General features: G+C 61.9%; 21 protein-coding genes. 12 read left to right on the top strand and 9 right to left on the bottom strand.

Translation table 11 applies throughout. The annotated features are described in order from the left end of the window. The first annotated feature begins 9 nt into the window (after positions 1–9). The 4 genes from denD to PQR08_RS05335 all read left to right on the top strand — a co-directional run bounded on the left by denD (position 10) and on the right by PQR08_RS05335 (position 5,868). Complete coding sequence (gene denD, locus PQR08_RS05350) at positions 10–975, top strand: D-erythronate dehydrogenase (protein ID WP_250484279.1); 966 nt, start codon at positions 10–12, stop codon at positions 973–975. A 281-nt stretch (positions 976–1,256) separates the two neighbouring features. After that, complete coding sequence (locus tag PQR08_RS05345) at positions 1,257–2,351, top strand: DedA family protein/thiosulfate sulfurtransferase GlpE (protein ID WP_408161104.1); 1,095 nt, start codon at positions 1,257–1,259, stop codon at positions 2,349–2,351. Further along, positions 2,348–4,147, top strand: a complete 1,800-nt coding sequence (locus PQR08_RS05340; protein WP_187605489.1) for an FAD-dependent oxidoreductase — start codon at positions 2,348–2,350, stop codon at positions 4,145–4,147. The genes PQR08_RS05345 and PQR08_RS05340 overlap by 4 nt, the downstream gene beginning before the upstream one ends. Before the next feature lie 839 nt (positions 4,148–4,986). After that, positions 4,987–5,868 carry a DUF7164 domain-containing protein gene (locus PQR08_RS05335; protein ID WP_456264717.1) on the top strand — a complete coding sequence of 294 codons (882 nt, stop codon included), beginning with the start codon at positions 4,987–4,989 and terminating at the stop codon, positions 5,866–5,868. A 456-nt stretch (positions 5,869–6,324) separates the two neighbouring features. Here PQR08_RS05335 and PQR08_RS05330 read toward each other — a convergent pair whose 3' ends face one another. Together PQR08_RS05330 and PQR08_RS05325 are read right to left on the bottom strand one after the other, a co-directional pair. Beyond that, the gene (locus tag PQR08_RS05330) at positions 6,325–7,719 is read right to left on the bottom strand and encodes a heavy metal sensor histidine kinase (RefSeq protein ID WP_250484281.1); all 1,395 of its coding nucleotides are present in this window, start codon (positions 7,717–7,719) and stop codon (positions 6,325–6,327) included. Then, a complete protein-coding gene (locus PQR08_RS05325) occupies positions 7,716–8,387 on the bottom strand; it encodes a heavy metal response regulator transcription factor (protein ID WP_035511262.1) in 672 nt (223 codons plus the stop codon). Before PQR08_RS05325 ends, PQR08_RS05330 begins: the two co-directional genes overlap by 4 nt. Before the next feature lie 157 nt (positions 8,388–8,544). On the opposite strand from PQR08_RS05325, the gene PQR08_RS05320 reads away from it, so the two are divergent. The 6 genes from PQR08_RS05320 (at position 8,545) to PQR08_RS05295 (ending at position 13,534) form a co-directional block, all read left to right on the top strand. Then, on the top strand, positions 8,545–9,129 hold the full coding sequence (locus tag PQR08_RS05320; protein WP_250484282.1) for a cytochrome b/b6 domain-containing protein: 585 nt from the start codon (positions 8,545–8,547) through the stop codon (positions 9,127–9,129). A 3-nt stretch (positions 9,130–9,132) separates the two neighbouring features. Next, positions 9,133–9,906 carry a molybdopterin-dependent oxidoreductase gene (locus PQR08_RS05315; RefSeq protein ID WP_408161083.1) on the top strand — a complete coding sequence of 258 codons (774 nt, stop codon included), beginning with the start codon at positions 9,133–9,135 and terminating at the stop codon, positions 9,904–9,906. 32 nt (positions 9,907–9,938) lie between these two features. Continuing rightward, positions 9,939–10,550, top strand: a complete 612-nt coding sequence (locus PQR08_RS05310; protein ID WP_106855761.1) for a hypothetical protein — start codon at positions 9,939–9,941, stop codon at positions 10,548–10,550. Positions 10,551–10,724: 174 nt separating this feature from the next. Then, positions 10,725–12,176, top strand: a complete 1,452-nt coding sequence (locus tag PQR08_RS05305; protein ID WP_187605494.1) for an NAD-dependent succinate-semialdehyde dehydrogenase — start codon at positions 10,725–10,727, stop codon at positions 12,174–12,176. Positions 12,177–12,410: 234 nt separating this feature from the next. After that, positions 12,411–12,641: a hypothetical protein gene (locus tag PQR08_RS05300; protein ID WP_187605495.1), complete on the top strand. Its 231-nt coding sequence runs from the start codon at positions 12,411–12,413 to the stop codon at positions 12,639–12,641. A gap of 62 nt (positions 12,642–12,703) precedes the next feature. After that, positions 12,704–13,534: an NAD(P)-dependent oxidoreductase gene (locus PQR08_RS05295; RefSeq protein WP_250484285.1), complete on the top strand. Its 831-nt coding sequence runs from the start codon at positions 12,704–12,706 to the stop codon at positions 13,532–13,534. On the opposite strand, the gene PQR08_RS05290 is transcribed toward PQR08_RS05295, so the two are convergent. Further along, positions 13,531–14,955: an aminotransferase-like domain-containing protein gene (locus PQR08_RS05290; protein WP_250484286.1), complete on the bottom strand. Its 1,425-nt coding sequence runs from the start codon at positions 14,953–14,955 to the stop codon at positions 13,531–13,533. The two genes, PQR08_RS05295 and PQR08_RS05290, sit on opposite strands and share 4 nt — an antisense overlap. Before the next feature lie 298 nt (positions 14,956–15,253). On the opposite strand from PQR08_RS05290, the gene PQR08_RS05285 reads away from it, so the two are divergent. After that, entirely contained in the window at positions 15,254–15,577 is a 324-nt protein-coding gene (locus PQR08_RS05285) for a DUF2917 domain-containing protein (RefSeq protein ID WP_250484287.1), read from the top strand. Positions 15,578–15,656: 79 nt separating this feature from the next. Here the strand turns inward: PQR08_RS05285 and acnA are convergent, their stop codons facing one another. The 6 genes from acnA to PQR08_RS05255 form a co-directional block, all read right to left on the bottom strand. Continuing rightward, complete coding sequence (gene acnA, locus PQR08_RS05280) at positions 15,657–18,374, bottom strand: aconitate hydratase AcnA (RefSeq protein WP_250484288.1); 2,718 nt, start codon at positions 18,372–18,374, stop codon at positions 15,657–15,659. 46 nt (positions 18,375–18,420) lie between these two features. Further along, entirely contained in the window at positions 18,421–19,872 is a 1,452-nt protein-coding gene (locus tag PQR08_RS05275; protein WP_250484289.1) for a bifunctional 2-methylcitrate dehydratase/aconitate hydratase, read from the bottom strand. Between the two features lie 32 nt (positions 19,873–19,904). Continuing rightward, a complete protein-coding gene (locus PQR08_RS05270) occupies positions 19,905–20,411 on the bottom strand; it encodes a hypothetical protein (protein ID WP_035511237.1) in 507 nt (168 codons plus the stop codon). A gap of 89 nt (positions 20,412–20,500) precedes the next feature. Beyond that, entirely contained in the window at positions 20,501–21,673 is a 1,173-nt protein-coding gene (prpC, locus tag PQR08_RS05265) for a bifunctional 2-methylcitrate synthase/citrate synthase (protein ID WP_408161081.1), read from the bottom strand. A 69-nt stretch (positions 21,674–21,742) separates the two neighbouring features. Beyond that, positions 21,743–22,747 (bottom strand): HpcH/HpaI aldolase/citrate lyase family protein, encoded by a 1,005-nt coding sequence (locus PQR08_RS05260; protein ID WP_250484290.1) that lies wholly within the window; start codon positions 22,745–22,747, stop codon positions 21,743–21,745. Positions 22,748–22,907: 160 nt separating this feature from the next. After that, complete coding sequence (locus PQR08_RS05255) at positions 22,908–23,894, bottom strand: malate dehydrogenase (RefSeq protein WP_035511232.1); 987 nt, start codon at positions 23,892–23,894, stop codon at positions 22,908–22,910. 603 nt (positions 23,895–24,497) lie between these two features. On the opposite strand from PQR08_RS05255, the gene PQR08_RS05250 reads away from it, so the two are divergent. Beyond that, the gene (locus PQR08_RS05250; protein ID WP_062256789.1) at positions 24,498–25,295 is read left to right on the top strand and encodes a GntR family transcriptional regulator; all 798 of its coding nucleotides are present in this window, start codon (positions 24,498–24,500) and stop codon (positions 25,293–25,295) included. Positions 25,296–25,481 lie beyond the last annotated feature (186 nt).

Raw genomic sequence — 25,481 nt, 5'->3', positions numbered from 1 at the left:
AGCGACCCAATGAAGATTCTCATCACCGGCGGCGCCGGCTTTCTCGGCCAGCGTCTCGCGAAGCGCCTTCTCGAGCGCAACGAACTCAACGGCAAGCCGGTCACCGAACTGGTGCTGCTCGACGTCGCGCGCCCGAACGACGAACGGCTGCTCGCCGACAAACGCGTGCGCGCCGAAACCGGCGATATCTCCGATCCCGCCGTGCTGCAACGCCACATCGACACGCAGACCGAAGCCATCTTCCATCTCGCCGCGATCGTGAGCGGCCAGGCCGAAGCGGACTTCGATCTCGGCATGAAGATCAATCTCGACGCATCGCGCGCGCTGCTCGAAGTGTGCCGCGCGGCGGGCCACAAGCCGCGCGTCGTGTTCACGAGCTCGGTCGCGGTGTACGGCGGCGTGCTGCCCGATGTGGTGCAGGACGACACCGCGCTCAATCCTCAATCGTCGTACGGAACGCAGAAAGCGATCGCGGAGCTGCTGCTCTCCGACTACGCGCGGCGCGGCTTCGTCGATGGCCGCGTGCTGCGCCTGCCGACCATCAGCGTGCGGCCGGGCAAGCCGAACGCGGCGGCTTCGTCGTTCGCGAGCGGCATCATTCGCGAGCCGCTGAACGGCGAGCGCTCGACGTGCCCTGTCCATGGCGACACGCGCGTCTGGCTGCTTTCGCCGAAGAGCGCGATCGAGGCGCTGATCGCGGGCTGCGAGATCGATCGCGCGAAGCTCGGGCTGCGGCCGGTCATCAATCTGCCGGGCCTGTCGGTGAGCGTGAACGAGATGGTCGCGGCGCTGCGCGAAGTGGCGGGCGAGGAAGCCGTGCAGCGTATCGACTGGCAGCGCGACGAGCGCATCGAGAAGATCGTCGGCAGCTGGCCGGGCGCGTGGAACACGGCGCGCGCGGAGCAACTGGGCCTCACGGGCGACAAGAATTTCGCCGATGTGATCCGCGCCTATATCGCCGACGAGCGCGGCTGAATCCCACACTTTGCGCGGTCGATCCTTTCAGCACCGGGCATCGCGCGCGCGATGCCCGCGGCTCGCGCGCCGGTCATGCTTACATACGCATTTCCGGGCTACACTTATCTCTTAAATGTGACGAACGTCGGCCGGGCGCCGCGTGCACCGCGTTGAACCACGAGCGGTCGCAAGCTCGTATCTCTTTCGCTTTCGTGCTTTTCGCGCCTTCGCAGCGCCGGTTTCGCGGCGCGCGTCCCGTCGTCCTGTGAACACACCTTCCCGCGCGGGAGATTCCCATGCTGTTGCATCAGCTAGTCGATCGATTCGGCCCGGCGATCGTTTTCATCAACGTGATGGGCTCGGCACTCGGGCTGCCCGTGCCCGCGATGCCGACGATGATCATCGTCGGCGCGTCCATCGCGCTGATGGCGGTGAACGGCGGCGCGTTCTGGACGCCGCTTCTGGGCGTGCTGTGCATCGCGGTGGCGGGCGGCGTGCTCGGCGATCTCGTCTGGTTCCAGGGCGGGCGCAAGTACGGCGACAAGACGCTCAAGACCATCTGCAAGCTGTCTCTTTCGCGCGATACCTGCGTGAAGAAGACGGAGCGCTTCTTCGGCCGCTGGGGCGTGCGCATTCTGCTCGTCGCGAAGTTCATCCCCGGTCTCTCGCTCGTCTCCGTGCCGCTCGCCGGCGCGATGGGCGTGAAGATGCGCAGCTTCATCGCGCACGACGGCGGGGGCGTCGCGCTGTGGGGCGCGGTCGGATTGACAGTCGGCGTCATCTTCGCGGCGCAGCTGGAAATGGTGTTCGCGATGATCTCGCAGCTCGGGCGACAGGCGGTGGTCGTCCTCGCGGTGTTGCTCGCCATCTATGTCACGTATCGCTGGTGGCGCCGACGCGCGCTCATGGCGACGCTGGAAAAGGCGCGCATCAGCGTGGACGAGCTTTATGCGCTGATGAACGACGAGCCGCTTCCCGTGATCTTCGATATCCGCTCGCCGGAAAAGCGCATGCTCGATCCGGCCGCGATTCCCGGTTCGCTCTTCGCCGACGAGCGCGATCTCGCGAGGATCATCGAGAACTACGACAAGTCGCGCAAGGTCGTCATCTACTGCTCGTGTCCGAACGAAGTGTCGGCGGCGTGGATGGCGAAGACGATGCGCAACGCGGGCTTTAGGGACGTCGTGCCGCTCACGGGCGGACTGGACGCCTGGCGGCTCGCCGGATTCGATGTCGCGACGCTGACCGAGTTCGGCGAGCTCGCGGCGACCACGCCCGAGGAGGTCGCGGAAATGGCGGCGATGTGCCCCTGGCCGGTGAAATCGGCGGCGGCGTCGTCCGCGGGTTCGGCATCCCTGCATGAAGCTGGTTATCCACACGGAGATCGCGCATGAGTACAACGCCGTTCAACGAACCTGGTCAAGGCATGCCGAATGTCGTCGCGTGGAGCGCGCGCGAGCCGCTGGAGAGTTCCAATCCGAACGTCGTGGCATCGCCGGCCGCTGCCGCCGCGTCCGACGACAGCGCGCCTTTCTCGCCGCTCGAAACGCGCGCGCACCAGATGTTCCCGCGTCTGACGGACAACGAGATCGAGCGCATGAGCCGTTTCGGCACCGCCTCGCACTGGCGTCAGGGCGAGTGGATGTTCCGCATGGGCGAGACCGGGCGCGGCATGGTGATCGTCCTGAAGGGGCTCGTGCGCGTGACGCGCCGCAATGCGCTCGGGCAGGAGCATCTCGTCGTCGAGCACGGGCCGGGGCATTTTCTGGCGGAAGTGGCGCAGCTTTCGGGCAAGCCCTGTCTCGTCGATGGCGTCGCCGCCGAGGATGTCGACGGCATCGTGATTCCGCCGGAGCGTCTGCGCGCGCTGCTCGTCGCCGAAGCGGAACTGGGCGAGCGCATCATGCGCGCGCTGATCCTGCGGCGCGTCGGGCTGATCGAAAAAGGTAGCGGGCCGGTGCTGCTCGGCCAGTCGGACGATGGCCGTCTGGTTTCGCTGCAGGGCTTTCTGCGGCGCAATGGTTATCCGCATACGGTGATCGACGCCTGCACCGATCCCGATGCGATCTCGCTGCTCGAACGCATCTCGGCATCGACGTCCGATTTTCCGCTCGTCATCTGTCCGGACGGCACGGTGCTGCGCGCGCCCACGGAGAATCAGATCGCGACGCAGCTCGGCTGGCTGCCCGAGTTCGATCCGGCGCATGTCTACGATGTCGCGATCGTCGGCGCGGGGCCGGCGGGTCTCGCGACGGCGGTGTATGCGGCGTCCGAAGGCTTGTCGGTGGCGGTGTTCGATTGCCGCGCGCCGGGCGGGCAGGCGGGCGCGAGTTCGCGCATCGAAAACTATCTCGGTTTCCCGACTGGCATTTCCGGGCAGGCGCTTGCCGGGCGCGCGTTCGTGCAAGCGCAGAAGTTCGGCGCGCATATCGCGATTCCGACCAAGATCAAGGCGTTGCATTGCGATTGCAATCCGATCCAGATCGAACTGGAGAACGGCACGCGCGTGACGACGCAGACGGTGGTGATCGCGTCGGGCGCGGCGTATCGGCGGCCGGACATCGCCGGGCTAGAGCGTTACGAAGGGCACGGCACGTATTACTGGGCATCGCCGGTCGAGGCGAAGCTGTGCAAGAACTCGGAAGTCGTGCTGGTCGGCGGCGGCAATTCGGCGGGACAGGCGGTGGTCTATCTCGCGACGCATGCGAAGCACGTGCATGTGCTGATTCGCGGCGCGGGGCTTTCGGCGAGCATGTCGCATTATCTGGTGGAGCGTATCGGCTCGTTGCCGAACGTCACGGTGCGCACGCATACGCAGATCACTTCGCTCGATGGCGATGGCCGCGCGCTGACCGCCGTCAATTGCAAGACGCCGGATGGGCCGCTCACGATCGACTCGCGGCATCTGTTTCTCTTTACCGGCGCGGATCCGAATACCGACTGGCTGCGCAATTGCAATGTGAATGTCGATGGCAAGGGTTTTGTGCTGACCGGGCCCGAGGCGCATGAGGGACGCACGGAAGGCGTGATGGCGCTGGAAACCAGCGTGCCGGGGGTGTTCGCCATCGGCGATGTGCGGTCGAGTTCGACGAAGCGGGTGGCGGCTGCGGTGGGGGAGGGGGCGGCGGTTGTGTCGCAGATTCATGGGTTGTTGGCGAGGCGGGAGGCGTTGGGTGTGGCGGTAATGTGAGGGGCTGGGGTTTGGTTTCTCGCCGGATCCCGTTTTCTTATTGGTTTATTAGCACTGCCCCTGTGCGGGGCGGCAGTCACTTTCTTTGCTGCTGCAAAGAAAGTAACCAAAGAAAGCAGCTCGCTTAGGCCCGCGGTCACACGCACGTTGACCATGCTTGCCAGCCGTCGGTGGCCCTCGCCTAAGTGTCGCCCTCGAAGGAGTTACCGGGCTTGGCTCGCGCACGGTCTGACTCGTCGCATCGCTTGCTTCACTGGTTCAGCACGAAATAGCTCCGGCCCGCTGCGCGGCCGACTGGTTTATCGGGTCTGCGCGTGCTCTCTTACTGACGCCGCCATCTGATTTTGGTGGGCGCCGAACTTGATAATCCGCGCGGCGCTAAATTCAAGATACAAGAAATATCTTGAGGACTGCAAATTCAAGCAGTCTTCTAAGGACTACCTATCGGCCGTAATTTCGAGTTCTCTAGCGATCGAGCAAGGCATAACGAATTCTATCAAGGCCCCATGTGAAATTATGAACGTTGTAGTGATCGTTGAACGGCACCATTTCGTTAGTGCGGGTCATTACCGTAAACATTGCAGACTTCCTTATTTTTACCTACTGTTGTTGATGGAAGTGCGACAGCTCTGCTGTTCCTAAGGCTAGTTTTCAGAAAGGCATTGCACTGTTAATGTTGAAGCGATCTACCGCCCCATCCTTGAGCGCTGAAAAACGGGTGGTATAAGATGACTCCGATTTTTTTCATAACCAATGGCTCATCCTTTGGCCCGCTATACACGGGCTGCTCGCGTGGTTAAGATGGGTTCTCGACGGTTAAGGAAGCTGAATATGAGAGATTGCCCAGACTAGGGGTTTTGGTTTACGTTGACGATAACGATGCAATGGTTCAAGAGTTCTTTTGGCTTTATAAGAGTCTGATTTACTCAAAAGTTTTAAACGATTGTGAGATAGTGGCCGTTTGTCATCCGTCCGTACGCAACCGACTTCCGGTCGATTCAAAAATTATTGCAATAGAGAAACTTCCGTTTTCCAGCCTTCACGAACGGTGGGGCGACTATAAATTCATCAATTCAGTCGGCAATCTTGCGGATTCAGAAGTCTTAGCCGTCTGCAAAAAATTCGACGTAGTTTTGAAAACTGACTGCGATACATTCGTAACTCAGGCGATGAAATCATTCCAGCCGACTGGCTTGTGCTTCGGCTTCGGTGCGTATGCTTACGAAGATTCTGTTCGCGTGAAGCTCGCCGAATGTAGTCGACGATGGGGCTATCCGCACAGCGGCTTGCATAACGTCGGGGCCTCGGTGCTGGGTCCTTCGGAAATGGTCTGCAATTATCTGCAGTCTCATATGGAGTGCTGCGACCGCCTGCTAGAGGAAGAGTTTAAGGATTTTCGAGGCGAGTGGCCCAACTGGTCGAAGCAAGTCCTGTCGATGTACGCCGGGGAACTTGCGCTTAGGTTGACCTACCCGCAAGCCAATTCTGTTGGCTTGCTCGATCACTTCACCAATGCGGAAAGAAGGATCGGAAGTGACGTGTTGCACATCCATGCGTGGCACACGGATTCTTATTGGTCAAAGCATCATTTTCGTGAGGGGAAGTATGCCGAAACGAAGTTGGAAGATATTGATCGACATACCCTGGGCGGCTATTGTCACTGGCTTGCTGCCGCCGACGTGGAGCAAGTAAGACACGCCGCGAAAATGCAGGGTGCATAGGAAGTGTCGGGCCAGGCAATATTGGCGGTTGTGACTTCCTGAAACTGAAACGAATCGAACTGCGCGAAATAGTCAACGAGGTCCGCGCACTTGCGCGGCCGCAGTAGACAGCGTATGCGTGCGCGCATCGATATTCTCGGTCATTGGATCACGTAGCCGGTGAACCCAACGGCAGCGCGAAGCGCAGTGCCGGATCTCTTTCGTGCTGAACCAGCGCGCTAAAACATTCGTTGCGGCAGACCGTGCGCGAGCCGAGCCCGGTTATGCTTGTGAGGACGACACTTAGGCGAGTGCCATCGACGGCTGGCAAGTATGGCCAACGTGCGTGTGACCGCGGGCCTGAACGAGCTGTTTCTTTGGTTACTTTCTTTGCAGCAGCAAAGAAAGTGACTGCCGCCCCGCACAGGGGCAGAGCCAATAAACCGACACGAACACAGGATTCCCCGAAAAAAAGCTTCAAAAAGGAAACAGCAAAGAAAACTCGATCCATCCATCACGAGTGCAGTCGGCGGTCACACTACCGCCATGCAACCCCATGATTGCCTGAACGATCGACAACCCCAACCCGCTCGATTCCGTGAACTCACTACGCGCCGCATCGCCACGATAAAAGCGGTCGAAGAGCTTGCCAAGCTCCTCCTGCCCGATCCGCGGCCCGCGATTACCCACCACGATGCGCGCGCCGTATTGATCCGCATGTCCGCTCAGCCGCACAACGGTGCCCGCCGTCGCATATCGCACCGCATTCACGACCACATTACCGATAGCCCTGCGGCACATGATTGCATTAGCAGACATTTCGCCGTCGGCGTCGATTTCAAAGGTGATGCGACGTTCATCGGCAATGCCTTCAAAGTACGCGCCGATGGTTTCGAGCTCCTCGCGTATATCGAGCCGTTCACGCTCGATGCGCTGCTGCCCATGATCCGCCTGCGCAAGAAACAGAATATTCTGCGCGATGCGCGCGAGCCGCTCCAGCTCCTCCAGATTCGATTCCAGCACACCGCGATATTCGCCGACATTGCGCTCATGTGCGAGCGCAACCTGCGTCTCGCCGATCAACACGCCGATCGGCGTCCGCAGTTCATGCGCGAGATCGGCGGAGAATTGCAGCAGGCGTTCGTAGCCGTGTTCGAGACGATCGAGCATCGCGTTGAACGATGCAGCGAGGCTCTGCAATTCGGCGGGCGCATGCGCGACATCGAGCCGCGCCGAAAGCCGGTTAGGCGTGATTTCCGCGGCTTTGTCGGCCATCGCCTTGAGCGGCATGAGCCCGCGGCTCGTCACCCAGTACGCGAGCAGAAGCGTCACGAGCACCGCGCCGATCACCGTGATCCACACGCGCTCCAGATACGCCGACAAGACGATCGCTTCCTGGGTCATCACGTGCGCCGCGATGATCTCGACCACTTCGCCACTCTCGCCGATACGCGCCTGCGCACCGACCCAGCGCATGCGCACGCCATCCGCACGCGAGCCTTCGTACAGATCGTCGAGCCCGATAGCGCGCGTCATCGGCACGATATGCAGCGGCGGCAGCGGCATCCGTTCCGGATTCACGTTGATGAAAGGCGCTGACCCCGCACGCCGGAAAAAGATGACGTCCTGCCGGTCGCCGAGCATCGTTTCGAAAAGCTTCGGCCGCGCTTCGATTTCCTTGATCGTGTAGAGGTCGTGCAGCAGCGAGCGAAAATGCTCGACGCGTGCGATCAACTGATAGTCCGCACGCGTGGACAGCGCGCGATTCGTCGCCTGATAGAGCGACGCGCCGACCATCCCGACCACGACACACACGATCACGGCGAAAGAAAGCGCGATACGTACCGCAAGCGAACGCGAAGGCCGGTTCAAGGATTCTCCCCGAACGAATAGCCGATGCTGCGCACCGTGTGGATCAGCTTCGGATCGAACGCGTTGTCGATCTTCGCGCGCAGCCGCTTCACCGCGACATCGACGACATTGGTGTCGCTGTCGAAGTTCATGTCCCACACTTCCGATGCGATGAGCGTGCGCGACAGCGCCTCGCCCTGATGCTTGCAAAAGAGATGCAGAAGCGCGAACTCCTTGTTCGTGAGCGCGATGTCGAGGCCCTTGCGCGTTACCTTGCGACGCAGGACATCGACATGCAGATCCGCGATCTGAAACGTATCCGATTCGCGCATCACGCCGCGCCTGAGCAGCGTGCGGATACGCAGCACGAGTTCGGTGAAGGAAAAGGGCTTGACGAGGTAATCGTCCGCGCCGAGCTCGAGTCCGTGAATGCGGTCCGTGACGTGATCGCGCGCCGTGAGAAAAATGACAGGCAGGTCACGTTTCGCGCGCAACGCGGACATCACCTGCCAGCCGTCGATGCCGGGTAGCATCACATCGAGCACGATTAGTTCGTACGGGTTCGCGAGCGCCTGATGCAGGCCGTCCGTGCCGTTGCGCACGAGCTCGACCTGATAGCCGGACTCGATGAGCCCTTTCTTCAGGTAATCGCCGGTCTTGCGGTCGTCTTCGATAACGAGGATGGTCATGCTGGTGCTGCGTTCGATGGATTGCCGTCATTCTAGCCAGAGCCCATGCGTGTCTCGCCAAAGATGACAAAAAAGTCATCGAGAGGTCATCGATCGATCAGCGGCGCGTCGCTACCATGCCTGACGAAAACTCAATCGAATCGCGAGGCTCGACGACGTGCAAGTACAACCGTTATGGCTGCGCATCACGCACTGGCTCAACGCATTCGCCGTGTTGATCATGGTGACGAGCGGCTGGCAGATCTACAACGCATCGCCGATTTTCAAATCCATTACTTTCCCGCCCGCCGTCACGCTCGGCGGCTGGCTCGGCGGCGCGCTGCAATGGCATTTCGCGGCGATGTGGCTGCTGGTCGCGAACTTCATCGTCTATGTCGCGATGAATCTTCTCACGGGCCGCCTGCGTCGCCGCATGTTCCCGCTCTCGATCAAGAGCATCGTCGCCGACGCGCTCGCCGCATTGCGGGGCAAGCTCGGCCACGACGATCTCACGCACTACAACGCCGTACAAAAGTTCGCGTATCTGGCGGTGATCGTGGACATCGTGATCGTGATCCTGTCGGGCCTCGCGGTATGGAAGTCCGTGCAGTTTCCATTGCTTCGAACGCTGATGGGCGGCTATGACGATGCCCGTGTCGTGCATTTCTTCGGCATGAGCTTTCTGGTCGCGTTCGTCGTGGTGCATATCGTGATGGTGGCGCTCGTGCCGCGCTCGCTCGTGATGATGATTCGAGGTCGTTAAGCCATGTCGCTCAAGCTATTCAAATCGAGACCCGATGCCGAGCTCATCATCAAGGATGCGGCGAAGGAATTAAAGGCGCCCGCGCGACGTTTATTCGGCAAGCGCATTCTGTCGCTCGGAGGGCTCGCGATGCTGTCCGGTTGCAACATCACCGACGACAAATCCGTCAACGCCATGTTGCGCCGCATCTCGTTCCTCAACGACGACGTGCAGGCGCTGCTGTTCGATCCGAACAAGCTCGCGCCGACGTATCCCGAATCGATGATCACGCGTCCGTTTCCGTTCAACGCGTTCTATGACATCGACGAAGTGCCCGAAGTCGATCCGTCCGCGTACAAGCTGGAAATCGGCGGCCTCGTCAAAGGCAAGCGCGTCTGGACGCTCGACGAACTGCACGCAATGCCGCAGGAAAGCCAGGTGACGCGGCATATCTGCATCGAAGGCTGGAGCGCGATCGGCAAGTGGGGCGGCGTGCGTTTTGCGCAGGTCCTTGCGCGCGCAGGCGCCGACACGAGCGCGAAATACGTGGCCTTTCATTGCGCCGATAACTACTCGACGAGCATCGACATGCCGACCGCGCTGCACGCGCAGACGCTGCTCACGCTCACTTACGACGGCCAGATTCTGCCGCCGAAATACGGCTTCCCGATGAAGCTGCGCATGCCGACCAAGCTCGGCTACAAGAACCCGAAGCACATCGTCGCGATCACCGTGACGAACGACTACCCCGGCGGCTATTGGGAGAATCAGGGATACAACTGGTTCGGCGGGTCCTGAAGCTTCCGCTTTCATCACTCCAAGGAGATTGCATGTCGATTCGAATCAAACTCGGCGTCAGCATCGTGACGCTCGCACTCGCTTCCGCAGCCTTTGCCCAGACGCCCGCCGCGAAACCCGCGCGCATTCGCGGCGATATCGTGTCGCTGTCGGGCGACACGCTCACCGTCCATCGACGCAGCGGCGACACGGTGAAGATCGCCGTCAAGTCGGATACGCCCGTCACCGCGCTGAAGAACATCAAGCTGCAGGACATCAAGCCGGGCTCGTTCGTCGGCACGGCGGCGACCACCGGCACGGACGGCAAGCTCACCGCGACCGAAGTGCTCGTGTTCCCGGAATCCGCGCGCGGCACGGGTGAAGGCCACTACGCGTGGGATCTGGGCCCGCAAAGCTCGATGACCAACGCGAATGTCGATCAGGTCGTGCAGGGCACGAGCGGCCGCGATCTGAAGCTCTCATACAAGGGCGGCGCGAACTCGGTGACGGTTCCGGAGAACGTGCCTGTCGTGACCTTCGCACCCGCGACGCACGACGACCTGAAGCCGGGCAAGAAGGTGTTCGTCGTCGCGAGTCCGGCGGGCTCGGACTTCGCGGCGCAGCGTATTGTCGTGGAGAAGGATGGCGTCGCGCCGCCGATGTAATCGCGCGGTTCTGTGCATCAAGAGCGCCCGCCGGGATCGTCCCGGCGGGCGTTCGTCATTCGGGCGTCACGGTGCGCACCTGCAGATACCACGCGTTCGGGATAACATTGCCGTTTGCATCTTTTGATGTTGCGCAACGTAGCATCAGGCCACGCCACTCGTAAGGAGACATGCATGAGCAATACGCGTTCCGATTTTCCTGCTTATCCGAATACACAGCTTTATATCGACGGCGCCTGGCGCGATGGCTCGCGCGACACCGCCGTGATCAATCCCGCGAACGAAGCCGAGATCGGCCGTCTTGCGCTCGCAGGCGAAGCGGAGCTTTCGCTCGCAGCCGACGCCGCCGCGCGCGGCTTCAAGGCATGGCGCAAGGTCTCGCCCTACGAGCGCAGCAAGCTGATGCGTCGCGCGGCGCAGAATATCCGCGATCGCGCCGAACAGATCGCCGCCATCATGTCGATGGAGCAGGGCAAGCCGTTCGGCGAGGCGCGCATCGAAACGCTGTCGGCGGCGGACATCATCGAATGGTTCGCGGAAGAAGGGCGCCGCACGTATGGCCGCGTGATTCCATCGCGCACGGATGCGGTGCGCCAGATCGTCACGCGTGAACCGGTGGGTCCGGTCGCCGCATTCACGCCGTGGAATTTCCCGATCAATCAGGCAGTGCGCAAGGTGTCGGCCGCGCTCGCGTCGGGCTGCTCGGTCGTGCTGAAAGGCCCCGAAGAGACGCCCGCGAGTTGCGCGGCGCTCGTGCAGGCTTATGCCGATGCAGGCCTGCCCGCCGGCGTGCTGAACCTCGTGTTCGGCGTGCCCGCCGATGTCTCGAAGTATCTGATCGCGCATCCCGCGATCCGCAAGATTTCGTTCACCGGCTCGACGCCGGTCGGCAAGCTGCTCGCATCGCTCGCGGGCGAGCACATGAAGCGCGTGACGATGGAACTGGGCGGCCACGCGCCCGCCATCGTGTTCAAGGACGCGGACATTCCCCGTGCGGCGAAGATGCTCGCATCGGCGAAATTCCGCAACGCGGGCCAGGTGTGCATTTCGCCGACGCGCTTTCTCGTCGAAGAAGCCGCATACGACGAGTTCGTGCAGCACTTCGTCGCGACCGCGAACGCGGTGAAGGTCGGCAACGGTCTCGACGACGGCGTGCAGATGGGCCCGCTCGCGAACGGCCGCCGTCTCGAAGCAATGGAACGTCTTGTCGCGGATGCGCGCGAGCAGGGCGCGAAGGTGCTGACGGGCGGCGAGCGCATCGGACGCGAAGGCTACTTCTTCGCGCCGACGGTGCTCACCGATGTGCCGATGAGCGCTCGCATCATGACCGAAGAGCCGTTCGGCCCGATCGCGCCGATCGCATCGTTCAAGTCGTATGACGAAGTGATCGCCGAGGCGAATCGCCTGCCTTACGGACTCGCGGCGTACGCTTACACGAGCTCGGCGGCGACATCGGCGGCGGTATCGGACGATATCGAAAGCGGGATGCTCTCGATCAATCACCACGGACTCGCATTGCCGGAGACGCCGTTCGGCGGCGTGAAGGACTCCGGCTATGGCTCGGAAGGCGGCAGCGAAGCGATGGAAGCCTATCTCGTCACGAAGTTCGTGACGGAACATCGTTGATTGTTGCGTTGGTGAAGTAGTCCAGGGCGGCCCTTCGAAGGCCGCCTTTTTTATTGCACGCGAATAATAAGGATCGCGAATCGAAAGATGCGTGAAACCATCGTGAAATAAGTACCAGTTTCAGGCGTGTAACCCCCGTAACACGCGGAAAAATATCCGTAGCCGAATTGCCAGCTTCGCTCTCTAGCATGTATCGATACGTCCCTTCCGCTCGTCCCGCGCCTGGAGAATCGAATGCTGAGTCCACACGAAATTTCCACGCTCTTGCTGATTGAGCGCTCGCCTCATCAGGTCGAAGTCTTCGGCCAGCACGCCGCGCGTTTGCTTCAGGAGGCGCTCGTCGAAATCACGCGGCTGCCGACTGGCGCGCCGATGCCGCTCCTCACGCCGAAGGGACTCGATGTGCTGAAAAGACTCGATGCGCTCTGGCATCTTCATTCGAACGAAACCGAAGACAGCGAATAGGCCGAGCGCTTCTCTGCTCGCAAGCGTATTCTGTTTCGTTCGCGGATACACGGAGCCTGCAAGTGACTCAATCGAAACATCCGACCGTCGCGATTCTGGGCGCGGGCAGCATGGGATCGGCTATCGGCCGCGCATTGACGCAATCGGGTGCGCGCGTGCTGACATCGCTCGAAGGCCGCAGCGCCGCAAGCGCCGCACGCGCACGCGAGGCCGGCATGGAAGACGCAAGCCTCGATAGCCTCGCGGCATGCGAGTTCATGCTGTCCATCGTGCCGCCCGCGGTCGCGATCGACACTGCGAAGCGCATGGCGCCCATGCTCGAACGGGCAAGCGTGCCGCCGCTCTACATCGACTGCAACGCGATCAATCCCGATACCGTCAGGGAAATCGAGCGCAAGCTCGAACCGACCGGCACGCCGTTTGTCGATGGCGCGATCATCGGCATGCCTTCTTCGCCCAAGTTCTACATGTCGGGTCCGCATGCACGGCGCACTCAGCCACTCGCCGATGCCGGCCTCGCCGTGCGCGTGCTCGATGGACCGGTGGGCGCCGCATCCGCGCTCAAGATGTCGTATGCGGGCATCACGAAGGGGCTGACGGCGCTCGGCTCGGCCATGTCGCTCGCCGCGATGCGCAACGGCGCGGGCGATGCGCTTCTCGCCGAACTCGCGGAGAGTCAGCCCGCGCTTGCCGCGTGGCTCGCGGGCAATGTGCCGCGCATGCCGCCGAAAGCGTATCGATGGGTCGCGGAGATGGAAGAAATCGCGCAGTTCATCGGCGATGAATTCGCGGAACATCGCATCTACGAAGGCGCGGCCGGACTGTACGCGCGGCTTGCGCAAGACAGCGACGCGACCGATGCGCTCGAACGCTTCTTCGATAAAAGCCGCTAGACGCGCGCGACCGCGGCTTCCTTCATGTGCTCGAAGAAGCGCGCGGCGCGACGGTCGCCCGCATACGCGGAGTTGATGCGCACCCACGCACACGCCTCGCCGTTCGGGCGGTAATAGCTGCCCGGCGCGAGCGTCACGCCGAACTTCACCGCTTCCTCGACGAGCACGGACGAATCGTCGATGCCCGGCACTTTCGCCCACACGAAGTTGCCGCCGCTCGGTTCATCGAACACATCCCAGCCGTAGCTTTCGAGCATTTGCACCGCGCTCGACAGCGAATCGCGCACGCGCTTGCGCAGCCGTTCCAGATACTTGCGATACGTGCCCCGTTCGAGCAGGCTCGCGGCGACGCTCTCCGCGAATCGCGTGCCGCCGAGACTCGTCAGCACCTTTACGTCGACGAGATTCTTCACGAGCTCGCGATTCGCCGCGAGATAGCCGATACGCAACGACGACGACAGCGTCTTCGACAAACCGCCGACATAGATCACGCGATCGAGCTGATCGAGCGAGGCGAGCCGTTGCGTCGGCACGGCCTGAAAGTCGGCGTAGATATCGTCCTCGACGATCATGAAGCCATGCTGTGTCGCGAGTTGCAGCAGCCTGAACGCGACCTGCGGCGCGACGTTCGTCGCGGTCGGGTTCTGGAAGACCGTGTTGATGAAAAAGAGCTTCGGCTGATGCTGCTTGAGCAGTTCTTCCGCGATATCGATATCGGGACCATTCGCGAGCCGCGGCACGCCGACGAGACGCACGCCCTGCAGCTTCAGAAGCCCGAAGAGATTGTAGTAACCGGGGTCTTCGACGAACACCGTATCGCCCGGCTTCAGCATGTAGCGCACGACGAGATCGAGCGCCTGACTCGCCCCGGTTGTGATCATCACGTTCGGAAGATCGGCGTCGATGCCGAGCGCGTTGATGCGCATCGCGACCTGCTGGCGCAGGCTCGTGTCGCCGTGAGGAATCGCGTAGTCGATCACGCTCGACACATCGAGGCGCGACGCCTGACGGATCGCCTGCGTGAGACCTTCTACGTCGCGCCACGCCTCCGGAATGAAGCCGCTCGAGAGCTTCAGCGACTCGCCGGGATAGTTGAACTGCTGAAGAATCTGGTTCGATTCTTCTTCGGCGAGGCGCGGATCGCAATTGCCGGCGTTGCTCTCGCGCTCGTCGACGTGATTCGCCACATAGAAGCCCGAACCGTGTTTCGGCTGAATCAGCCCGCGCGACGCGAGGCGGTCGTACGCCTCGATCACCGGGAAGCGGCTGATGCGCTGCTCGGCGGCGAGCTGACGAATCGACGGCAGCTTCGCGCCCGCGAGCACGCGGCGAGAACGGATCATCGCCTCGATCTGGTTGACGATCTGCTCGGTCAGCGGCACGCCGGTGCCGCCGTCGATGTGGAGCGGAAGTGCATTCATGATGTCTGAAACTGTTCAGTGAATCGAAGTGAACAGTTCGATTTCGCTGTTCCCCAGTGTCTTCGCGTCATTCGAACGCATCCGAAAAGCCGCGTCAAGACTAGCTGAACGGCTAGATCAAGTGTTTTTAAAGTGTCGGATCGACATGAACTGTTCGGTCAATTCAGCTTAACAGTTCTGCTCCAACTGTTCATAACTGTTCATTCAAGCTGTTCGGAATCGGGCGAATAATAGGCTCAACGGCTGCTTTCGCATTTGAACGCGGCCTTCCAGTTACACGATCCGAAGGAGCAGCATCATGCGTGAAATCCGGACATTCGAACTCGATCGGCGCGACGCGCCTACGCGCTGGGTGATCGATCGGCCTCAGACCTTGCGCGTGACGCGCGGGCAAGTCTGGCTGACCATCGAAGGCACAGCCGATGATTACTGGCTGGACGCGGGCGCGTCCGTCGAACTGAAGCCTTACACGACGATCTGGGTCAGCGGAACGGCAGACTCGAGCTGGTTCTCGCTGGCGTCCGACTCGACGCACGGCGGTGCGCGGCGGCTGGGCGAAATCGCGCGCGCGTGGTTTGCGCGCCGTGCGATGCCCGCGAAACTCGCGACCTCCAAGGCCTAGGACGAAAAAAAACCCGGCCGGGGCCGGGTCCAATGTTCCCGCGCTCTTTCGAGCGCGGTCACCTGCAAAACAGGCTTGCTTACGCCGCGAGCAGCGAGCGCAGCACGAACGGCAGAATCCCGCCGTGCTTGTAGTAGTCGACTTCGATCGGCGTATCGATACGCAGCAGCACCTGCACGCGATCTTCTTTGCCGTCCTTGCGATGGATCACCAGCGTGACTTCCTGCTGCGGCTTGAAGTCGTCGCCGAGACCTTCGATGTCGTAGGTCTCTTCGCCCGTGATGTTCAGCGACTGAACGCTGTCCGCGCCCTTGAACTGCAGCGGCAACACGCCCATGCCGACGAGATTCGAGCGATGGATACGCTCGAAGCTGCGCGCGACCACGGCTTTCACGCCGAGCAGTTGCGTGCCCTTCGCCGCCCAGTCGCGCGACGAACCCGTGCCGTATTCCTCGCCCGCGAAGATGACGGTCTGCGTGCCGGCGTCGATGTACTTCATCGCGGCGTCGTAGATCGACAACTGTTCGCCGCTCGGCTGGTGAATCGTCAGGCCGCCTTCGACGCGCGTGCCGTCGGCCTTCGCCGGAATCATCAGGTTCTTGATGCGGACGTTCGCAAAGGTGCCGCGCATCATCACGTCGTGATTGCCGCGACGCGAGCCGTAGCTGTTGAAGTCGGCCTTCTGCACGCCGTTCGCCTTCAGCCACACGCCCGCCGGCGACGTTTCCTTGATCGAGCCCGCCGGGCTGATGTGGTCGGTCGTCACGGAATCGCCGAAGATGCCGAGCGCGCGCGCGCCCTTGACGGCGGGGATCGAATCGGCCGGCTGCATCGAAAAGTCGCTGCCGAAGAACGGCGGCTCGGCGATGTACGTCGACTTCGGCCAGTCATACACCTGACCGCTTTCGCCCGCGATCTTGCTCCACAGGTCGCCGTCCTTCGTGAGCTGCGAGTAGTTCTCGCGGAACGCCTTCGCGTCCAGCGCGAACTTGAGCAGCGCGTGGACTTCGTCGCTCGTCGGCCAGATGTCGCCGAGATAGATGTCGCGGCCGTCCGTGCCTTTGCCGACAGGCTCGGTCATCAGATCGCGCGTGATGGTGCCCGCGATCGCGTAAGCCACGACCAGCGGCGGCGAAGCCAGGAAGTTCGCGCGGATGTTCGGGTGAATACGCGCTTCGAAGTTACGGTTGCCCGACAGCACCGCCGCCGCGACGACGTCGTTCTTCGTGATCGCGTCGTTCAGTTCCGGCGTCAGGTCGCCCGCATTGCCGATACAGGTCGTGCAGCCGTAAGCGGCGAGCGTGAAGCCGAGCTTGTCGAGATAGGGCAGGAGGCCCGTCTTCGTCAGATACTCGGTGACGATGCGCGATCCCGGCGCGAGCGACGTCTTGATGTGCGGCGCGACCGTCAGACCCGCTTCGACGGCCTTCTTCGCCAGCAGACCGGCGGCGAGCAGCACGCTCGGGTTCGACGTGTTCGTGCACGACGTGATCGCGGCGATCAGCACATCGCCGTTCTTCAGGTTCACGCCGTCGGCCGTCTTGTAGTCGGCTTCGAGATCGGCGGCCTTCTTGTTGAAGCCGTTTTCGCCGGCCGGCTTCGAGAAGAGGTCGGCGAACGTGCTCTTCACGTTGCCGATTTCGATGCGATCCTGCGGACGCTTCGGGCCCGCGAGCGACGGCGCGACCGTCCCCAGATCCAGCGAAAGCGTCTTGGTGTAGTCGATGTCGCCGGCCTTCGGCACGCCCCACAGCTTCTGCGCCTTGAAGTACTGCTCGAACGCGGCGATTTCGGCGTCGGTGCGGCCCGTGCCCTTGAAGTAGTCGATGGTCTTTTCATCGACGGGGAAGAAGCCCATGGTCGCGCCGTACTCGGGCGCCATGTTGCCGATGGTCGCGCGATCCGGCACGCCGATCGAGGCTGTGCCTTCGCCGAAGAATTCGACGAACTTGCCGACGACCTTTTCCTTGCGCAGCATTTCGGTGATGGTCAGCACGAGGTCGGTCGCCGTGCAGCCTTCGCGCAGCTTGCCCTTCAGTTCGACGCCGACGACGTCCGGCGTCAGGAAGTACACCGGCTGGCCGAGCATGCCCGCTTCCGCTTCGATGCCGCCCACGCCCCAGCCCACCACGCCGATACCGTTGATCATCGTCGTGTGGCTGTCCGTGCCGACGAGCGTGTCCGGGTAGTAGACGGTGTCGTTGCCTTCGGTCTTCTTGTGCACGCCGCGCGCGAGGTATTCGAGGTTCACCTGGTGCACGATGCCGATGCCCGGCGGCACGACCTTGAATGTGTCGAACGCCTGCATGCCCCACTTCATGAACTGGTAGCGCTCGTTGTTGCGCTGGAATTCCAGCTTCATGTTCAGGTCGAGCGCGTTCGGCTCGCGGAAGTGATCGATCTGCACCGAGTGATCGACGACGAGATCCACCGGCACGAGCGGCTCGATCGCCTTCGGATCCTTGCCCGCGCGCTTGGCGACGCCACGCATCGCGGCGATGTCGGCGAGCAGCGGCACGCCCGTGAAGTCCTGCAGCACGACGCGCGCGACCACGAACGGAATTTCATCGACACGAGCGGCGTTGGGCTTCCAGTTCGCCAGTTGCTCGATGTGCTCTTCGGAAATCTTCTTGCCGTCGTAATTGCGCAGCACCGATTCGAGCACCAGCCGGATCGAGACCGGCAGACGCTGGATCTTGACCTTCAGCGCGTCGCCGAGTTGTGGCAGCGAGTAGAGCGTGCCTTTGCCGGAGCCGCTGTCGAATTCCTTGAGCGTGTTGTGGAGATTGTGGGCCATGGTTATTTTCCTTGGACTAAGACGAGGAAATTGCTTCTTTGTGAGGCTAAATCACGTACAGATCGACATATTCATTGACCGGCATCGCTTCGAGTCTTGCCTGGTCGAGCGATACCGCGAGGATCGCCTGCTGCTGCTTTTGCGGAAAACGGCGCGCGAGATTCGTCCTGAACTTCTCGACGAGCAACGGAATGCCGTCCGCGCGCCGGCGCTTGTGACCGATCGGATACTCGACCGCGATTTCATCGAACTGCGTGCCGTCGTTGAATTCGACGGTCAGCGCATTTGCGATCGAGCGCTTGTCCGGATCGTGATAATCCTTCGTGTATTGCGAGTCTTCCACGCATTCCATTTTCGCGCGCAGTGCGTCGATGCGCGCGTCCTGCGCGATGGCATCTTCGTAATCGGCGGCGGTGAGACGGCCGTGGATCAGCGGCACCGCGATCATGTACTGAATGCAGTGATCGCGGTCCGCGGGGTTGTTCAGCGGCCCCTTCTTGTCGATGATGCGAATCGCCGCTTCGTGCGTGCGAATCGTGATCTTCCTGATGTCATCGACGGACCTGCCGGCTTGCTTCAGCTTGCCGTGCAAGGTCATCGCGGCTTCGACGGCCGTTTGCGCGTGGAACTCGGCGGGAAACGAGATCTTGAAGAGCACGTTCTCCATCACGTAAGAACCATACGGGCGCTGGAACCTGAACGCCTCGCCCTTGAAGAGCACGTCGTAAAAGCCCCATGTTTTAGCGCTCAGAACGGACGGATAGCCCATCTCGCCGGTCTTCGCGATCAACGCGAGGCGCACGGCGCGCGAGGTGGCGTCGCCCGCGGCCCACGACTTGCGCGAGCCCGTGTTGGGCGCATGACGATACGTGCGCAGTGCGTGGCCATCGACGAAGGCGAGTGACACCGCGTTGATCAGCTCATCGCGCGTGAGGCCGATCATCTGCCCGACAACCGCTGTCGATGCGAGCTTGACGAGCAGCACGTGATCGAGCCCGACCTTGTTGAACGAGTTCTCCAGCGCGATGCAGCCTTGAATTTCGTGCGCCTTGATCATCGCGATCAGGACGTCTTTCATGTCGAGCGGCTTCTTGCCCGATGCGATCGCGTTACGCGAAAGCCAGTCGGCCGTTGCGAGAATGCCGCCGAGGTTATCGGACGGATGGCCCCACTCTGCGGCGAGCCATGTGTCGTTGAAGTCGAGCCAGCGGATCATCGCGCCGATATTGAACGCGGCCTGTACCGGGTCGAGTTGAAACGGGGTGCCTGGCACCTTCGCACCGTTGGGGACGATCGTGCCCGGCACGATCGGTCCCATCAGCTTGGTGCAGGCGGGGTAGGAGAGGGCTTCGAGTCCGCAGCCGAGTGTGTCGATCAGGCAGTTGCGCGCCGTTTCGAGTGCAAGCGTGCTGTCGACGCTGTAATCGAGCACGTAGTCGACTATGTCTACCAGTACCTTGTCCGGATCGGGCCGGACGTTGGAAATCGGTGCGGACATCGAGGGATTCCTGATTTAAGTGCTGAGCTAACTTACTCCGCGTTCTTGATCAGCGCGTTCGACTGCGTCGGAGCCGGGCCACCCGCAGCCATGTCGGGCGTCATGCACTCGTCGGCGAGGCGCGACGAGTCCTTATCCGAGAACAGCATCGCTTTCGACGGGATCACGACGAGGTCCATGCCCGACGCCGAATCGTGGAAACGATCCGCACCGGTCGTCGTGTCCTGGCGCGGCAGGCGGTAATCCTTCTTGGCCCAGTTCACGGTGACGATGGCGTCACGCTTCATGTCGCCTTTCAGGTAGAAAGCGTTACCGTCCTTGCACGACCACTTCACTGCACCTTCGGGAATCGGATCAGTCTTGGCCGCCGCGGCCGCTTCGGCCTTGGGGCTGCGCTTGATCAGGCGGCGAGCCGGAGCGGGGCGCTTGGCCTTGGCCGCGCTCGAATCGGTGGCCGTCGCAGCGAAGGCGTCGGCGCTGACGAAGACGCTCGTCGTAGCCAGCGTGCCGGCGATTGCAGCGATCAGAAGTTTATTCATCGAAAAAAACCTTTCAAAAACATTGGGGTTGAATGGCGATTGCCGCGCGGCGTGGATTTCTTCCTCGTGAAATCCGATCGCGCAGCCCGCTATTTTCGCTTATTTATCGGGATGAACTTCAAATTCTCCGGTCCGGTGTAATTTGCGCTCGGCCGGATGATCTTGTTGTCGATGCGTTGTTCGATGATGTGCGCCGCCCAGCCCGACGTGCGCGAGATCACGAACACCGGCGTGAACATGGCCGTGGGCACGCCCATCATGTGATACGAAACCGCGCTGAACCAGTCGAGATTCGGGAACATCTTCTTCGCGTCCCACATCACCGTTTCGAGGCGCTCGGCGATATCGAAGAGCTTCGTGTCGCCCGCTTCCTTCGACAACTTCTTCGCGATTTCCTTGATGACCTTGTTGCGCGGATCGGAGATCGTGTACACCGGATGGCCGAAACCGATCACGACTTCCTTGTTCTCCACGCGGCGCTTGATGTCGGCTTCGGCTTCGTCGGGCGTTTCATAGCGCGATTGAATGTCGAAGGCCGCTTCGTTCGCGCCGCCGTGCTTCGGGCCGCGCAGCGCGCCGATCGCGCCGGTGATCGCCGAGTACATGTCGGTGCCGGTGCCCGCGATTACGCGTGCCGTGAACGTCGATGCGTTGAACTCGTGCTCGGCGTAGAGATTCAGCGATACATGCATCGCATCGACCCAAGACTTCGACGGCGCCACGCCGTGCAGCAGATGCAGGAAGTGCCCGCCGATGGAATCGTCGTCGGTTTCGACTTCGATGCGGCGGCCGTTGTGCGAGTAGTGATACCAGTAAAGCAGCATCGAGCCGAGCGAGGCCATCAGCTTGTCGGCGATATCCTTCGCGCCCGCAACATTATGATCGTCCTTCTCGGGCAGGATGGTGCCGAGCACGGAGACGCCGGTGCGCATCACGTCCATCGGATGCGCGGACGCGGGAATCCATTCCAGCGCGGCCTTAAGGTTCGCGGGCAGGCCGCGCAGCGCCTTGAGCTTCGTCTTGTACGCCTTCAGTTCGGCCGCATTCGGCAGCTTGCCGTGCACCAGCAGATGCGCGATTTCTTCGAATTCGGAAGTGGTCGCGACATCGAGAATGTCGTAGCCGCGATAGTGCAAGTCATTGCCGGTCTTGCCGACCGTGCACAGCGCGGTATTGCCCGCCGTGACGCCGGACAGCGCGACGGATTTTTTCGGCTTGAAACCACCGGCTGCGGGTGCTTCGGTCGATGCGGTATCAGTCATGCTCTCCAGTCTCCTTTCGTACGCTCGCCAGGCGGCGTGACTTGTCGTGCTTGAAGAACGCGCCCGCGCTCATGCCTCTGAAACCGGCGTGTCGAAGAGCGGCGCGCATTGGTCGGGCATCGTCTGGCCGGTCGCGTGCGCGCGACGCAGCACCGACCAGTAATAGCGATAGCTCGCGCGGTCATGCAGCGTGTCGCCGTGGCGCGTCGGGCCCCACTGCGCGCGTTGCGCTTCGAGCAGGATCTCGGCGGCGAGCGCGATTTCATCGGCGCGCGGCGAGAAAGCCTCGACGATCGGCCTGATCTGGTCCGGATGGATGCTCCACATGCGCGTATAGCCGAACCCGTTGCGGGCGCGCGCGGCATCGTTCGCGACGACGCTCATGTCGCGCACTTCCGTCGATACATTGTGCGACGGCACCTTGCCGTGCGCGTGACACGCAGCGGCGATCTCCAGCTTCGCGCGCCGCACGAGCGGATGATCGAACTGGCCGGGAGAGCGCATCGCGGTATCGGGAATGGCGCCGTTGTGCGCGGACACGAAATCCATCAGGCCGAAGCTCAGTGATTCGACGCCCGGCAGCGCGGCGAGTTCGAACGCCTGCGCGAGCGCGCCGTGCGTTTCGATCAGCAGATGACAGGGAATCGGCTTTGCAATGCCGAGCTCGCTGCGCGTTGCTTCGATGAAGGCCACCATCTCGGCGGCATCGGAAGCGCTGCGGATCTTCGGCAGCATGATGAACGCGGGCGCGTGCTTCGCGTTGCGCAGGATGATGCGCACGTCGTCGCGCCACGCACGATGATGGAAGTCGTGGATGCGCACGCCGACGCGCCCGAAGCGGTCTTCCTCGCCGCCGACGAACGATGCGACCATCTCGGCATGGCCGGTCTCGTGACCGACTTGCGCGCCGTCCTCGCAATCGAGCGTGATGTCGAACACCGGGCCCAGTTGCGCCTGCAACGCCAGTGATTTCCTGATCAGCTTCTCGCTGCCCGCGTAGTGATCGCAGGGCGGAAGCACGGCAGGCTGCGGTTCGCCGTCAAACAGCACTTCGGCGGGAGTGAGATCGCGCATCGTCGGCATCGGGTCCGATTGGAGGGATGTGAATTCGATCTTGCTCATGCTTCTGATTCGGCCGCGCTCGAACACTTCAAGCGCGATCGGATCAGGCGCGAACGCGACGAAGCGTTCGCGCTGACGGGAAGCCCTTGCGAGCTTCCCTTGTGAAACGTGCTTACTTGCCGAGCAGATGCGCGACGCCGTCACGCTCTTCGAGCAGTTCGTTAAGCGTGCCGTCCATCTTTTCGCGCGAGAACGCGTCGATTTCCAGACCTTCGACGCGCTTGTACTCGCCGTTTTCGCACGTGACGGGCACGCCGTAGATGATGTCTTCCGGAATGCCGTACGAGCCGTCCGACGGAATGCCCATGGTCACCCACTTGCCGTTCGTGCCGAGCACCCAGTCACGCACGTGATCGATGGCCGCGTTGGCCGCCGATGCCGCCGACGACAGGCCGCGCGCTTCGATGATCGCCGCACCGCGCTTGCCGACGGTCGGGATGAACGTGTTGCGGTTCCATTCGTCGTCGCTGATGAGCTTCGTGAGGTCCTGGCCTTCGGCGGTCGCGAAGCGGAAGTCCGGGTACATCGTCGGCGAGTGGTTGCCCCACACGGCGAGCTTTTCGATCGACGCGACCGGCTTGCCCGACTTGGCCGCCAGTTGCGACAGCGCGCGGTTGTGGTCCAGGCGCAGCATGGCGGTGAAGTTCTTCTTCGGCAGATCCGGCGCCGACTTCATCGCGATGTACGCGTTCGTGTTCGCCGGGTTGCCGACGACCAGCACCTTCACGTCGCGGCTCGCGACATCGTTCAGCGCCTTGCCCTGAACCGTGAAGATTTCGGCGTTCGCCGACAGCAGGTCCTTACGCTCCATGCCCTTCGAACGCGGACGCGCACCGACGAGCAGCGCGACGTCGGCATCCTTGAACGCGACCTTGGGATCGTCCGTGACGACCACGCCTGCGAGCAGCGGGAACGCGCAGTCTTCCAGTTCCATCACGACGCCCTTCACGGCGGCTTGCGCTTGCGGCAGATCGAGCAACTGAAGAATCACGGGCTGGTCTTTGCCGAGCAGATCGCCGTTGGCGATACGGAACAGCAGCGAGTAGCCGATTTGACCTGCGGCGCCGGTTACGGCAACGCGCTTTGCGGACTTAGCCATTGAGAACTCTCCTGGACAGTGCGTGGAACGCTAGGGAAAAACGCCATTTTATGCGCGTTACGCAAAGCGTTGATGAAGACATGCCGGCCATGCCGCGTGCGAATCGCCGAACGCGGCGCCACGTGGCGTTGCGCGCGTTCGTTGATGGATTCGCGTCGCATGAATGTTCGAGCGGCGTGACTGTCATGCCATGAATCCTTCTCTTCGAGCGAGAGGCGTGCGGGATGATCTGGAAGGACGCGATGATTTCGCTTGGTCTGACGGCAACGCGCCCATACGAGACGGCGCTTGACGTTGCGAGGCGTGGGGCAGGCAGCGGCGCGCGAATCGAGTGGCCGATCGGCGTGAGGCGAAAGCGAAAGGGCGTGCCTGGCGGTATGCTGCGTAATGCGTGGCTGCCGCGACCCAGAGTGCTCTGGCGGCTACAACCGCCATGCAAAACACGCTGGCCGACGGTTCCTGCGCTCTCGCAACGACCCGCAAACCCTTGCTCGACAAAGAGTGTAGGATCGGTCCGAGGTAAAGTCAACACTATCTTATGTCTTATATAAGACATAGGAATCTACGGGAAAAGTCTGGACGCACGGCGGCCCTTGTGTTGAAATGCGCGGCATGAATTCCAACCCGGCGAGCACGACGACCCCCAACGGCACTGCACCGGCGGCTGAGGCCGCGAGCACGCCGTCGCCGACGTTCAGCCCGCTGTATCAGCAAATCAAGGCGCTCATCACGCAGGGTCTCGAGTCCGGCGAATGGAAGCCTGGCGAGATCATCCCGAGCGAGGTCGAGCTGGCCGCGCGTTACAAGGTGAGTCAGGGCACGGTCCGCAAAGCGATCGACGAGCTCGCCGCCGACAACCTCCTCGTTCGTCGTCAGGGCAAAGGCACGTTCGTTGCGACGCACAACGAGGACCGCGTGCAGTTCCGTTTCCTGCGCCTTCTGCCCGACGACGGCGACGTTCATCCCCATGTGAGCCGCCTGCTCGAATGCCGACGGTTGCGCGCGCCCGCCGAGATTGCGCGTCAACTGGACCTGAAGCCCGCCGACCCTGTCGTTCTTATCAAGCGCTTGTTGCAGTTTGATGGCGTAACGACCGTATTCGATGAAATCTGGCTGCCGGGCGCGGTGTTTCGCGGACTCACGGCCGAGCGCCTCGCCGAGTACAAGGGCCCGCTCTACGCGATGTTCGAGACGGAGTTCGGCACGCGCATGATCCGCGCGACGGAAAAGATCCGCGCCGTCGCCGCCGACGAGACCGTCGCGCAATTTCTCGATGTGGCGCAGGGATTTCCGCTTTTATCGGTGGAGCGCGTGTCCTATACCTATGGCGATCGGCCTGTCGAAGTGCGACGCGGATGGTATGTCACGACCGGTTATTACTATCAGAACGACTTGAGTTGATCGAATGAAGCGGGGTCGCGAGCACTGGCTGAGTGCTCGCTGAATACGCACGTTGGTACGGCCATTTTCGCGCATGCAGCAACAGTCTTTTGGACGGCTATTCGCTGCAGCGCGAAATAAAAAGGCGCTAAAATCGCGGATTAGTGTTGTTTTAACAAGTTGGGGTCTAGCATGGCTGAAGCCGTA

Origin of the sequence: Caballeronia jiangsuensis, assembly GCF_046030135.1 — a bacterium.
Lineage (GTDB): Bacteria > Pseudomonadota > Gammaproteobacteria > Burkholderiales > Burkholderiaceae > Caballeronia > Caballeronia jiangsuensis.
Note: the sequence above shows the minus strand (reverse complement) of the source record. Positions and strands in the feature narration are given on the sequence as shown.

Excerpts from the sequence above, each read along its gene's own strand:
- PQR08_RS05310 (WP_106855761.1), top strand. The coding sequence starts at position 9,939 with ATGTCGATTCGAATCAAACTCGGCGTCAGCATCGTGACGCTCGCACTC.
- PQR08_RS05300 (WP_187605495.1), top strand. The coding sequence starts at position 12,411 with ATGCTGAGTCCACACGAAATTTCCACGCTCTTGCTGATTGAGCGCTCG.
- acnA (WP_250484288.1), bottom strand. The coding sequence starts at position 18,374 with ATGGCCCACAATCTCCACAACACGCTCAAGGAATTCGACAGCGGCTCC.
- PQR08_RS05270 (WP_035511237.1), bottom strand. The coding sequence starts at position 20,411 with ATGAATAAACTTCTGATCGCTGCAATCGCCGGCACGCTGGCTACGACG.
- PQR08_RS05260 (WP_250484290.1), bottom strand. The coding sequence starts at position 22,747 with ATGCGCGATCTCACTCCCGCCGAAGTGCTGTTTGACGGCGAACCGCAG.
- PQR08_RS05275 (WP_250484289.1), bottom strand. The coding sequence starts at position 19,872 with ATGTCCGCACCGATTTCCAACGTCCGGCCCGATCCGGACAAGGTACTG.
- PQR08_RS05250 (WP_062256789.1), top strand. The coding sequence starts at position 24,498 with ATGCGCGGCATGAATTCCAACCCGGCGAGCACGACGACCCCCAACGGC.
- PQR08_RS05325 (WP_035511262.1), bottom strand. The coding sequence starts at position 8,387 with ATGACCATCCTCGTTATCGAAGACGACCGCAAGACCGGCGATTACCTG.
- PQR08_RS05255 (WP_035511232.1), bottom strand. The coding sequence starts at position 23,894 with ATGGCTAAGTCCGCAAAGCGCGTTGCCGTAACCGGCGCCGCAGGTCAA.
- PQR08_RS05305 (WP_187605494.1), top strand. The coding sequence starts at position 10,725 with ATGAGCAATACGCGTTCCGATTTTCCTGCTTATCCGAATACACAGCTT.
- PQR08_RS05315 (WP_408161083.1), top strand. The coding sequence starts at position 9,133 with ATGTCGCTCAAGCTATTCAAATCGAGACCCGATGCCGAGCTCATCATC.
- prpC (WP_408161081.1), bottom strand. The coding sequence starts at position 21,673 with ATGACTGATACCGCATCGACCGAAGCACCCGCAGCCGGTGGTTTCAAG.
- denD (WP_250484279.1), top strand. The coding sequence starts at position 10 with ATGAAGATTCTCATCACCGGCGGCGCCGGCTTTCTCGGCCAGCGTCTC.
- PQR08_RS05285 (WP_250484287.1), top strand. The coding sequence starts at position 15,254 with ATGCGTGAAATCCGGACATTCGAACTCGATCGGCGCGACGCGCCTACG.
- PQR08_RS05340 (WP_187605489.1), top strand. The coding sequence starts at position 2,348 with ATGAGTACAACGCCGTTCAACGAACCTGGTCAAGGCATGCCGAATGTC.
- PQR08_RS05290 (WP_250484286.1), bottom strand. The coding sequence starts at position 14,955 with ATGAATGCACTTCCGCTCCACATCGACGGCGGCACCGGCGTGCCGCTG.